This window comes from Spongiibacter sp. (assembly GCF_041602295.1).
In the GTDB taxonomy this organism is placed as follows: domain Bacteria; phylum Pseudomonadota; class Gammaproteobacteria; order Pseudomonadales; family Spongiibacteraceae; genus Spongiibacter.
In genome coordinates, this window is the sequence record NZ_JBFIGO010000093.1 from 1 (window position 1) to 10,962 (window position 10,962).

At 59.7% G+C, this 10,962-nt stretch carries 8 protein-coding genes; 4 read left to right on the plus strand and 4 right to left on the minus strand.

The annotated features are described in order from the left end of the window. The 4 genes from ABYM29_RS12735 to ABYM29_RS12750 form a co-directional block, all read left to right on the plus strand. Positions 1 to 766, plus strand: a 766-nt coding sequence (locus ABYM29_RS12735) for a SulP family inorganic anion transporter (protein ID WP_372865149.1), incomplete at its 5' end; no start/stop codon positions are given. Next, complete coding sequence (locus tag ABYM29_RS12740; protein ID WP_372865150.1) at positions 766 to 1,614, plus strand: universal stress protein; 849 nt, start codon at positions 766 to 768, stop codon at positions 1,612 to 1,614. The genes ABYM29_RS12735 and ABYM29_RS12740, both read left to right, overlap by 1 nt. A 166-nt stretch (positions 1,615 to 1,780) precedes the next feature. Beyond that, positions 1,781 to 3,214, plus strand: coding sequence for a coniferyl aldehyde dehydrogenase (locus tag ABYM29_RS12745; RefSeq protein WP_372865151.1), 1,434 nt, complete (start codon positions 1,781 to 1,783; stop codon positions 3,212 to 3,214). Positions 3,215 to 3,290: 76 nt separating this feature from the next. Further along, positions 3,291 to 5,429 carry a PQQ-dependent dehydrogenase, methanol/ethanol family gene (locus tag ABYM29_RS12750; protein ID WP_372865152.1) on the plus strand — a complete coding sequence of 713 codons (2,139 nt, stop codon included), beginning with the start codon at positions 3,291 to 3,293 and terminating at the stop codon, positions 5,427 to 5,429. A 60-nt stretch (positions 5,430 to 5,489) separates the two neighbouring features. Here the strand turns inward: ABYM29_RS12750 and ABYM29_RS12755 are convergent, their stop codons facing one another. The 4 genes from ABYM29_RS12755 to ABYM29_RS12770 all read right to left on the minus strand — a co-directional run bounded on the left by ABYM29_RS12755 (position 5,490) and on the right by ABYM29_RS12770 (position 10,846). Further along, positions 5,490 to 6,905 carry an LVIVD repeat-containing protein gene (locus tag ABYM29_RS12755; RefSeq protein WP_372865153.1) on the minus strand — a complete coding sequence of 472 codons (1,416 nt, stop codon included), beginning with the start codon at positions 6,903 to 6,905 and terminating at the stop codon, positions 5,490 to 5,492. Between the two features lie 52 nt (positions 6,906 to 6,957). After that, positions 6,958 to 7,611 (minus strand): DUF305 domain-containing protein, encoded by a 654-nt coding sequence (locus ABYM29_RS12760; RefSeq protein ID WP_372865154.1) that lies wholly within the window; start codon positions 7,609 to 7,611, stop codon positions 6,958 to 6,960. A 124-nt stretch (positions 7,612 to 7,735) separates the two neighbouring features. After that, entirely contained in the window at positions 7,736 to 10,081 is a 2,346-nt protein-coding gene (locus ABYM29_RS12765) for a TonB-dependent receptor (protein ID WP_372865155.1), read from the minus strand. Positions 10,082 to 10,114: 33 nt separating this feature from the next. Next, the gene (locus tag ABYM29_RS12770) at positions 10,115 to 10,846 is read right to left on the minus strand and encodes a sulfite exporter TauE/SafE family protein (RefSeq protein WP_372865156.1); all 732 of its coding nucleotides are present in this window, start codon (positions 10,844 to 10,846) and stop codon (positions 10,115 to 10,117) included. Positions 10,847 to 10,962: the final 116 nt, after the last annotated feature.

Genomic DNA, 10,962 nt, shown 5'->3' on the forward strand with positions numbered 1-10,962 from the left:
CATTGTCGACGACCTGACCGACACCAGCAGTGACAAGAATCGTGAGTGCAAAGGCCAGGGTATTGCCAATATCTTCTCCGGTCTGCTCGGCGGTATGGCCGGCTGTGCGATGATCGGCCAGTCGGTGATCAACGTGAAATCGGGCGGTCGCGGCCGTCTGTCGACGTTTTTTGCCGGTGCCATGCTGCTCACCATGGTGGTGTTTCTCAGCGACTGGGTGTCGCGTATCCCCATGGCGGCGCTGGTAGCGGTGATGATTATGGTGTCGATTGGTACCTTTAACTGGGCGTCGATCAAGGGCCTTAAAAGCAACCCCTTGTCGGCCAATATTATTATGCTGGCCACCGTGGCGGTGGTGGTGTGGACCCACAATCTCGCCTTTGGCGTGCTGACCGGCGTGCTGCTGGCGGCGCTGTTCTTCGCCAATAAGGTCGGTCACTTTATGTATGTGGACAGCGAGCGCAGTGACGATGGCAGTTGTCGCCGTTACCGCGTGGTCGGCCAAGTGTTCTTTAATTCGGCCGATCGCTTTGCTGCCAATTTTGATTTTAAGGAAGCCCTTGATAAGGTGGTGATCGACCTCAGTCGCGCGCACTTTTGGGATATCTCCGCGGTGGGCGCGCTGGACAAGGTGGTGATTAAATTTCGCCGCGAAGGCGCCGAGGTTGAGCTGATTGGTTTGAATGAAGCCAGCGAGACGATCGTCGACCGTTTTGGTATTCACGACAAGCCCGAGGAAATCGACAAAGTGCTGGGAGCCCATTGATGAGCGACAACTATGTACTGGCTTGTATCGACGGTGCGGCGTTAAGCACCGCCGTTTGCGACTACGCGGCCTGGATTGCCAGCCGAGTGGGCGCACCGCTTAAATTGCTGCACAACCTGGAGCAGCGCCCGCAGGCGGCGGTCGCTGATCTCACCGGCAGCATTGGCTTGGGCAGTCAGGAGGAGTTGCTCGAAGAGCTGACCCGCGTCGAAGAAGAACGCAGCCGCCTGCTCATGCAAAAAGGCAAGCTGATGCTCAAGGCCGCTGAGGAGCGGGTGCGCGCCGATGGTATCGACAATGCCGAATGCTGGCAGCGCCACGGCAGCCTGCAGGAGTCGCTGATCGAAAACGAGCAGGACATTCGCGCGGTGGTGATGGGTATTCGCGGTGAAGAGCACCACGAGGGGCAGCTCGGCGCCCACCTGGAGAGCGTGATTCGCGGCCTGCACCGCCCGGTGCTGGTGGTTAACAGTGCCTTTACGGCACCCCAGCAGATTATGCTGGCCTACAACGGTACCGAGGCGGCCGGCAAGGCGCTGGATATGGTTGCCGCCAGTCCGCTGTTTCAGGGGATTCCCTGCAAGCTGGTGTATGTGGGTGACGACAAGCGCGCCGCCGAGGTGCTGGCCGAGGGTAGTCGCCGTTTGAGCGCCGCCGGTATCGACCACGAAAGTGTGCACTTGCAGGGCAAAATTGACGAGGCCTTGATCGCCTACCAGGCGGCGCAGAATATCGATCTGACGGTGATGGGCGCCTACAGCCACCACCGTATTCGCGATGTGCTGCTGGGCAGCTTCACCGCGAAAATGCTTGCGAAAACGCAAAAACCGCTGTTGTTATTGCGCTGAGATACCTTAAATCTGTCCGCACATCACATCGTTTGCCGGTGTGTTCGGCGGTAACATTGCCCCAAGTGATGATGTCGGTCGCGCTTGAGGGCGGTGTTTATCCCCTCTAGCAAATTCAAGCTTTGCGTGATCGCCATACCTCCAAATGATAATCAAGGGGACGGCTATGAACGCGATACAATCCAGCAGCGATGTTGCACTACCACTTCAGCAGGCATTTACCTTACAGCGCCAGGCCTATCTGGCGGCGCCAGTGCCCAGTCACGCCGAGCGCAAGCAGGACCTGCTGCGGCTGAAAGCCATGCTCAGTGATAACCGCGAGGCGATTATCGACGCCATTTGCCAGGACTACGGCAATCGCTCGCGTCACGAGACCCTGTTTGCCGAAGTGATCGCGGTGACCGACGCCATCAACGATGTCATTAAAAACCTGAAAAAGTGGATGCGGGTGCAGAAGCGCCATGTCGATCACAGCATGTTCCCCGGCGGTCGCAACCGGGTGATTCCCCAGCCGCTGGGGGTGGTGGGTGTGATTGTGCCGTGGAATTTCCCGGTCAATCTCAGCTTTGTGCCGCTGGCTCAGGCCTTTGCTGCGGGCAACCGCGCGATGGTGAAAATGTCGGAAAACTCGCGGGCACTCAGCGCCCTGCTGCGCAGCTTGTGCAGCCAGTATTTTGCCGAGGACAAGTTGCAGTTTTTTGACGAGACCGGTGGCGTCGGCATCGAGTTTTCAAAAATTCCCTTCGATTTATTGGTGTTTACCGGCTCTGGCCAGACGGGTAAGTCGGTGATGGCCGCCGCGGCGCAGAACCTGACGCCGGTGGTGTTGGAGCTCGGTGGCAAGGCGCCGGCAGTGATCGATCCCAGCTACCCGATAGAAAAAGCGGTAGGGCGGATCATGTTCATTAAACAGTTCAACGCCGGGCAGATCTGTACCAATGTCGACTATGTGTTTGTGCATCGCTCCCAGCGCGAGGCCTTTGTCGAGGCGGCCAAGGCCTATGTGGCCAAGCACTGCCCCGATATCAACCACCCGGACTACACCTCGATTATTGACGACCGCTCGATGGCGCGTCTGCAAAGCACCCTGGACGATGCCGGTAGCAAGGGCGCCACAGTGATCAACCTGAGCAATCAAGAGGCCAATGTTGAAGCGCGCAAGCTGCCGCTGCATCTGGTGCTCGACACCACGCCGGAGATGACTATTCGCCAGCGCGAGACCTTCGGGCCGCTGCTGATGGTGGTGGAATACGACAGCCCGGAAGAGGTGGTGGACTATATCAACGCCGGCGATCGGCCGCTGGCCCTCTACCCCTTTACCAAGAAGCGGGCTTTGGCCGACATGTATATTGAGCGGGTCATGTCCGGTGGTGTGACCGTTAACGACGCGCTGTTTCACCTGGCTCAGCACGACCTGCCCTTTGGCGGAGTCGGCGGCAGCGGTATGGGTCACTATCACGGTTATGAGGGCTTTATTACCTTCAGCAAGCTGCGTCCGGTGTACTACCAGCCGAGCTTTTCGCCGATGGAATGGCTGCGCCCCCCCTACGGCAATTTTGCCACCCGCTTCTATAATTTCCTGTTGAAGTTCAAGGGTTGATGGCCGAGCGCTGAACCCTCGGGGGCGGGCTGCCTCGCGCCGCCCGCCGGCTGTACGACAATGAGAAGGGACTGCTATGAGCTTTGCAATACGCTTAATAGGCGGCGCGCTGGCGCTGTCAATATTGACGACGGGCTGCAGCCGCAGTGTCGAGCGCACGGCAGATAGCGCGCCGGTGACCGCTCAGCGGATTATCGCTGCCGATGGCAGCGAGTGGCTGAGTCACGGCCGCGACTACAGCGAACAGCGTTTTAGCCCGCTGACAAACATCAATGACGGCAATGTTCAGCAGCTGGGGCTGGCCTGGTTTGCTGACCTGCCGACGCGGCGCGGTATTGAAGCCACCCCGCTGATGGCCGATGGGGTGTTGTATGTCAGCGCATCCTGGGGGCATGTACTGGCGTTTGATGCGCGCAGTGGCCAGCAGCTGTGGCATTTTGATCCCCAGGTGGCGAAAGACTACGCAGTGCGTGGCTGTTGCGACGGCGTGAATCGCGGCGTTGCTCTGTGGGGCGACAAGGTCTATGCGGCCAGCTATGACGGTCGCCTGAACGCCCTGGATCGCAAAACCGGCAAATTGATCTGGCAGGTCGACACCCGTATTAATACGACAGACCCCTATACGATTACCGGGGCGCCGCGCATTGTCGATGGCCGGGTGATTATTGGCAACGGCGGCGCCGAGCTGGGCGTGCGCGGCTATGTCAGCGCCTATGATGCGCAGAGCGGAAAATTGGACTGGCGCTTCTTTACCGTGCCCGGCAATCCCGCCAAGGGTTTTGAAAATGCCACCCAGAAATGGATCGCTGAAACCTGGCACGGCCAGTGGTGGGAGAATGGCAAGGGCGGCGGTACCGCCTGGGATTCCTTTGCCTACGACCCCGAGCTCAAGCTGCTGTATATCGGTGTGGGCAATGGCTCCAGCTGGAACCGCAAGGTGCGCAGCGACGGCAAGGGCGACAATCTGTTTCTGTCGTCGATTGTCGCGGTCAAGGCCGATACCGGCGACTACGTCTGGCACTATCAGACGACCCCGGGCGACAGCTGGGATTACACCGCGACTCAGCACATGATTTTGGCGGATATCGAATTTGCCGGTCAGCCGCGCAAGGTCATTATGCAGGCACCCAAGAATGGCTTTTTCTATGTGTTGGATCGCGCCACGGGGGAGCTGTTGTCGGCGGAAAAATACATGCCGGTAAACTGGGCGAGTCACGTCGATATGGCCAGCGGCCGGCCGGTGGTGGCGCCGGGGCTGCGTGAGGGCACCTTCCCCGGCATGGTGCAGCCGGCGCCCAGCGGCGCCCACAACTGGCAGCCGATGACGTACAGTCCACAGACCGGACTGGTGTATATCCCCGCGATGAGTTCGGGGGCGATCTACGCCGACGACTTCTCTGCCCGCGATCGCAAGGGTGTGTGGAACACCAATTACGCGGTGGCGCCGATGTTGGAGGTCCCCGATGCGGTGACGGTGGAGCAGCGTAAGGCCATGGGCGAAATGCTGCTGCAGTCGACGCTGATTGCCCGCGATCCCACCACCAATAAAGACGCCTGGCGGATTGATGGCGGCTATTTTTCGGCCAGCGGCCTGTTGTCGACCGCCGGTAATCTGCTCTTTCAGGGCGATTTGGACGGTCAGTTCCGCGCCCGCGCGGCGGATACCGGCAAGCTGCTGTGGCAGCGCGATGTGCAGGGCGGGCTGATGGCGGCGCCGATCAGCTACCAGTTGGATGGCGAACAGTACATTGCCATTGCCCAAGGCTGGGGGGGCATCAGCGGTCTACCCTACGGGGCGGTATCCGGGCCGCGCAATATGATCAATATCAGCCGCCTGCTGGTATTTAAGTTGGGCGCTGAGGCGCCGCTGCCGAGGGTGGCCGTGGTTGAGCAAAGTCTGCCGGCACCGACTGTGGAATTGGCCGCTGAGGACAGGGTTGCGCAGGGGCGTGAATTGTACAATCTCTACTGCGCGGTGTGCCACGGCGGCAATGCCATCAGCGCCGGACTGATCTCCGATCTGCGCTACCGCATCAACGATGTGGCGCCGATTTGGCAGGCCATTGTTCGCGATGGCGCCATGGCATCGCTGGGCATGCCGGCGCGCGGCGAGGTGATCACTGCCGAAGAAGCCGAGGCGATTAAACACTATGTAGTGCAGCAGGCGCAGCTCGGTCACGCGCGCGGCGAGAAGCGCATGGTGAGGGCAAGGTAAGGCTGAGCCGGGGGCTTAGGCTGTGTTGCAGTGCTTGCTGACGACAGCTAGTGCCGCCGCTTACCAAGCACCATTGGTGACGCGCACCACATAGAAGCCGCTGTAACCGTCGGTGTACCAGATTTCCTTGCGCTCGGGGGCAAATGCCGGCTTGGACATGGCCATATTGCTTGACGGTGCCTGCACATCCAGCGGGCGGTCTGTTACCGGGGCATTAAAATAAGCCACTTCACGCGGCTTGTGGGGGTCGCGAATATCAAAAATCCGCAGCCCAGACAGAATCATGCTGCAGGCGACAATATCGGGGTTAACGCGCGTCGGCAGGTCGCAATAATGCCCGGCATAGCCGCCGGCGATGTTGTTTGCCCCTGGGTCGTTGGCAATGGCATCGCGATTTTCTGGGTTGTGAACCGCAAGGCGCAGCTCGGAGATGACGTTGGGCTCGCTTTCATTGCTGATGTCGATGATCCGACCCGCACCGACAAATGCGCCGTGGCTGGTCAGCGCTGAGGATTTTCCGGCTTCGCTGGTAGAAAATTCATCGATTTCCAGTACATAGGGTTTGCCATCGCGGGTGAAGGGTATGGCGTTTTGCGGAACGCTTTGGTTTTCCCAGGATAAGCTGGCAACTTCGCGCACTTCGGGATTGGCTTGGCGCGCCTGAATTTCAGAGATATCGAGAATCAGCAGTCCGTTGTCACCATCGCCAGTAACATAGGCGCGGTTGCCATCGGCACTGATCGACAGACCGTGAGAGCGGTAGTTGCCATACCAGAGCGCTGTGGGGAACTCCGGGTTGGAGAGGTCAATGGCGGTTAAGGTTGGCGACGCCGGTGACGAAGTGAAGAAGGTCTTGCCGTCGGGGGAAATACCGCTTTCGTGGCCCAGCCGGCCAACCGGTGCCGAGGCGCGCAATACCGGGTTGCGGCAATCTTCGCTGAGATCGTAGACATCCACCAAACCGGGATAAAACAACACATTGCCCATTACCGCCGCCAGTATGCCGGCCTGCTGCGATACCACCATGGACTCGTGAGGCGATAGCATGGCGGGCGTGATGAGCCGGTTGGCGAGCATCGGGTGTTCCGGGTCGGACATATCCAAGACATTGATGCCGACATTCATATCCAGCACGCTGGTGGGAAACAACAGCGTGCTGTCGTAGTAGGCGCATTCGCGCCCGGCATTGTCGATATAGCGCTCTACCTTGAAGCCGCCAACACTGCCGATGGCATTGGGTACGGTATAGCTGCCGACCAATTCGGTGTTGCAGGTAAAGCCCTCGCGGGCCAGACCATTGTCGTGGTCTTCCTGCGAGACTCGGCCTTGCATGCCGGTTTCGGGCCGCGAGTTGGGTCCGCAGTGGGCAGTGCTGTTGTCAGTCGGGTTTGGGCCGGGCGCGGGCTTGTCGCTGCCGCAGCCGACAAATAACAGGGTGGCCAACGTGATCAGGGCAAGGGGATATGCGCGAGTCATTAGCGTGCTCCGAGGTTTTTATTGTTATTGCGCCGGCCATTATTGGGGTGATTCATTGTGGCCGCACAAGGGTCGTGAGAATACTGCGAAGTTGATAAATTTCTTTGGCTTGTTCCAGTAATATTCTTCCGGCCAGTTGCCGCACGGGTTCCAACGCCGCCTCCGTGGCGGTAAAGCGCGCCATCAGCAGAGCGCCTTCGTGGTGGTCCAGCATCAACTGAACAAACAGTTCATCGCGCGCGCGACCGCTGCTGTGGCGCAGTTGTTGGAGCTGCTTCGGGCTGGCCATACCGGGCATGCCCTGGGGCGAGCGGCCGCAGTCGATCAGGTACTGGCGCAGCTCGTCGCTCAGCGGCGCACGCCCCAATAGCATCCATGTCATATCGTCATTGCTGGGATATAAATCCTGCTCCCAGAGGCGTAGCCAGCCGCGCATTTCTCCCAGTTCTAGCAGTTGGGTGGTGGCGATCGTGCGGGCGAGAGGAGCCAGGCCGGTGGGGCGGCCGTCTAATAACAGCTGTGACATGGTAATGGCCTGCTGGTGGTGCAGGCTCATAAATTGGCTAAAGCCGATGTCTATGGGGCTGGGCTTGGCGGGCGTCGGGGCGAATCGGGCCTGCAGCAACAAGCCGGAAATTGCGGCGGCCACGATAATGATGCCCAGTGCTTGGAGTATGGCGACGGGGGTAAAGCGAGTGACCCACATGCGAGTTGCCTAGCTGACTGACGGCGGCATGGCGGGATGACATGCCAACAAGGCTGTCATAGTACCCCGATGTTTATTGGCGACTCAAAGCGAATGTCGGGGGCGGCTCGCCTTGCCCGCGGCCTCACCATTGCCAGGCCAGGCTGGCAAACAGGCTGCGTCCGGGGTTCTGGCTGGGGTTGTAGGTGCCGGGGAACATGGCGGTATCGATCACTTGGTTAAGGCTGCGCTCGTCGCTGAGGTTTTTTCCGCCGACCGTGACTGTCCAGCCCTGTTCGTCGCTTTTTAGCGACAGGTGCGCGGCGATTGTGGTGGTGGCGGGGATGCGGGCGTTGTCATCGAGGTCGGTGTCGGTGTAGTGCTCGTCCTGGTGCTGAATGTTGGCGCTGGCTCTGAGCCAAAGCGAACCGATTTGGTATTCCAGCGTCGGGTTTAGCGTCGCGGTAATCTGCGGGGCGAAGGCCAGGCTTTCGCCGCCCAGGTCCTGCTTGGCGCCGATACCCTCGCTGATGGGGGCCGGGGCATTGCGGTACTCTTTGTAGCGGGCATTGAGATAGCCCAGTGAGGCATTGATGCTCAGAGGGGTATAGGGCGTCAGCCACTGCAGCTCACTTTCCAGCCCCTCGGAGTACGCGGCGGCGGCATTGGTCACATCAAACAGCAGGCCGTTAAAGGCCAGCACCTGCAGGTCGTCGAAGTCCATGCGGTAGGCGGTCAGATTGAGCTGCAGGCTGTTGTCCAGCCACTGGCTGCGCAGGCCCAGCTCCACGGAGCGCGCTTGCTCCGGCTCAAACTCCAATTGTTCGCCGGTGAAGGAGATGGCATTCACACCGCCGCTTTTGAAGCCGCGAGACACCGAGCCGAAAAAGGAAATATCCTCGTTGAGAAAATAGCTCAGGGTGAGTTTGGGCGACAGCTGGGTTTCGCTGCGCTCGATTTCGCCGGGGGCATAGTCATTGGCGCCGATCAGCGTGGCGGTGATACAGGGCAGCAGGGGGTTGCTGCACACCGCGGTGCCGGTCGGTGTGGATTTTTTGCTTTCGCGGTTGAGTCGCAGGCCGGGGGTGAGTACCCACTTGTCGCTAATATCCCAGCTTATCTGGCCAAATACCGCGGTGGCAGTGGTGTCTTGAAAGTAGTCAAAGCGGTAGTAATCGGTTTCCTGCAGGCTGCTGGTGAGCGCTGGCAGGCTGCCGCCGATGGTACCCGCCAGTGGGTTGCCGGGGGCGTTGCTGTTGCCGCTGAGTAATTGTTGGGCGTCTTTGGTGGCGGCGTAAGAGGCAATGTCGTCGCCGACAATGACATCGGCAATAATGTGGAAGTCGCTCTGAAAGTAAAATAAACCGGCGATAAACTCGACCTGACCGCCGAGACCAAACAGGCTGTCGGCGGCGCCGCTGAAACGCCATTCGACACTTTCCTGGCGATAGTCGTCGACTTCGTCGAGCTTGAGCAGATCCGCCGGCGATACGTCGAGGTCCTGGTTCTGCTCCACGTCTAGCCACGACACGCCGAGCACCACGGTGCTGTCCAGGCGCGACAGGCCCGCGAACTCGCCAAAGTCGTAGCTGCCGCGCAGCACCATGCTGTCGGAACCTTGATACAGCTTGCCGTCATCATTAAAGCTGGTTTGGAAGTTCAGTGGATCGTCTTCTATGTCGGGGTCGAAATTTTGCAGATACTCGCGGGTATCGTCGTCCAGCTTCATCAGTTGTCGCGGCCAGAAATTGACATGGGTATTGGACTGCTGGGCGATCAGTTCGAGTTCGCTGCGATCACTGGGCTGCCAGTTTAGCTTTAGCCGCAGGGCATCTTGGTCGCGGTCGTCCTCTTTGCGCTGTAATTTGCTGTTTTCCAAGCGGCCGTCGCGCTGCCATTTTAGCCCCGACAGGCGCAGGCCGAAGTTAGACGACAGGCGGTAGCCGATGCCGGCTTCAATGCGCTGCTCGCCGTACTCTTCTTCGCGGTAGTTGAGCTTGCCCTCGCTGCCGGTGTTGCTGGGCACAAGCTGGCTGCTGACATTGAACACCCCGGCGATGGTGTTTTTGCCAAACAGCGTCCCCTGAGGGCCGCGCAGGACTTCGACGCGCGCCAGGTCGTACATCGATTCACTGAAATAGCTCGGCCGACCGTAGAAGATCTCGTCCTGCACCAGCCCTACCGCCGGTTCAAAACTGGGGTTAAAACTATTGGTGCCAAAGCCGCGAATAAACACCTGGGGCGATGACGGGCTGGTAAATTCGACGCGGACATTGGGCACATAGGCCGACACCGCCACCAGATCGCCAATAGCATTGTCCTGCATAAAGTCGCCCGACAGGGCGCTGATGGAAATCGGCACATCCTGCAGGCTCTGTTGCGACTTTTGCGCGGTGACGAGCACTTCTTCCAGCACCCGCGGTGACTCCGCCCAGGCGGCGGGGCTTATCGCTGTGCAAAGTATCAGTAGCGGGCGGTAGTCGATCGTCATGGCATACCCCTTGTTATTATATTTTGTCTAGGCTTACAGGCTGGTGATGATTAGCAGGCCACCGGTAATCAGCAGTAGCACATAAACCAGCAGGCGGAAGCGCTGTTCGTTGACCCGGTGGTGCACGAATTCGCCCAGTGTCAGGCCGGCAATCAGTGCCGGCAGTGTCATGATGATTTTTGGCAGTGCCGGCTGCAGGCTGCCGTCCAGGGCAAAGACCAGCGTCAGCAGACTGTTGAGGCTGAACCACACGGTAATCAGGGTGGCGCGAAAGGCGGCCTTGTCCAAGGTGGTACCCGACAGGGCATAGACCAGTAAGGGGCCGCCAGAGGCGTACAGGCCGTGGGTGATGCCGGCGACCAGCATCCAGCTGCGGGTCCACCAGCTGGCGTGTTGGCGGCTGTGCAGGCCGCGATAGACCTTGAGTAATTCTCGGCCGGCAAACCAGATGACCAGGGCGCCGAACAGCAGTTGTAGCAGCTGTTCGCCCAGCCAGGGGCGCAGGCCGTAGCCGAGCAGGGTGCCGCCGGCCATCAGGGGCAAAATCATTTTCAGCAGCGTCGGCAGGTGAACGTGGCGGTAGTGGCGCGCCAACAAATAGCCGGTCATGCAGATATTCAGCGGTACCAAGACCGGTAGCATGGCGGGGATGGGCAGCAGCAATGCACCCAGCGACAGGGCGATAACAATGCTGCCAAAGCCGGTGATGGCCTCGATGGTAAAGGCGCCAAAAACAAATAGCGCCAGCCAGATCCACGGGTCCATCAGTGTTGCTCCAATTCGACCGCAAATTTGCGGCGCATCAGTCGGTGAAATAGTGCCGGGGCCAGCCGCCACAGCAGGCTGGCCAGCCAGATGCCGCGGTGCGGGTAGAGCTGTGG

What these genes read in the sequence shown, in the direction of transcription:
- ABYM29_RS12765 (WP_372865155.1), bottom strand. Translation starts at nt 10,081, where the DNA reads ATGACGATCGACTACCGCCCGCTACTGATACTTTGCACAGCGATAAGC.
- ABYM29_RS12760 (WP_372865154.1), bottom strand. Translation starts at nt 7,611, where the DNA reads ATGTGGGTCACTCGCTTTACCCCCGTCGCCATACTCCAAGCACTGGGC.
- ABYM29_RS12740 (WP_372865150.1), top strand. Translation starts at nt 766, where the DNA reads ATGAGCGACAACTATGTACTGGCTTGTATCGACGGTGCGGCGTTAAGC.
- ABYM29_RS12755 (WP_372865153.1), bottom strand. Translation starts at nt 6,905, where the DNA reads ATGACTCGCGCATATCCCCTTGCCCTGATCACGTTGGCCACCCTGTTA.
- ABYM29_RS12770 (WP_372865156.1), bottom strand. Translation starts at nt 10,846, where the DNA reads ATGGACCCGTGGATCTGGCTGGCGCTATTTGTTTTTGGCGCCTTTACC.
- ABYM29_RS12745 (WP_372865151.1), top strand. Translation starts at nt 1,781, where the DNA reads ATGAACGCGATACAATCCAGCAGCGATGTTGCACTACCACTTCAGCAG.
- ABYM29_RS12750 (WP_372865152.1), top strand. Translation starts at nt 3,291, where the DNA reads ATGAGCTTTGCAATACGCTTAATAGGCGGCGCGCTGGCGCTGTCAATA.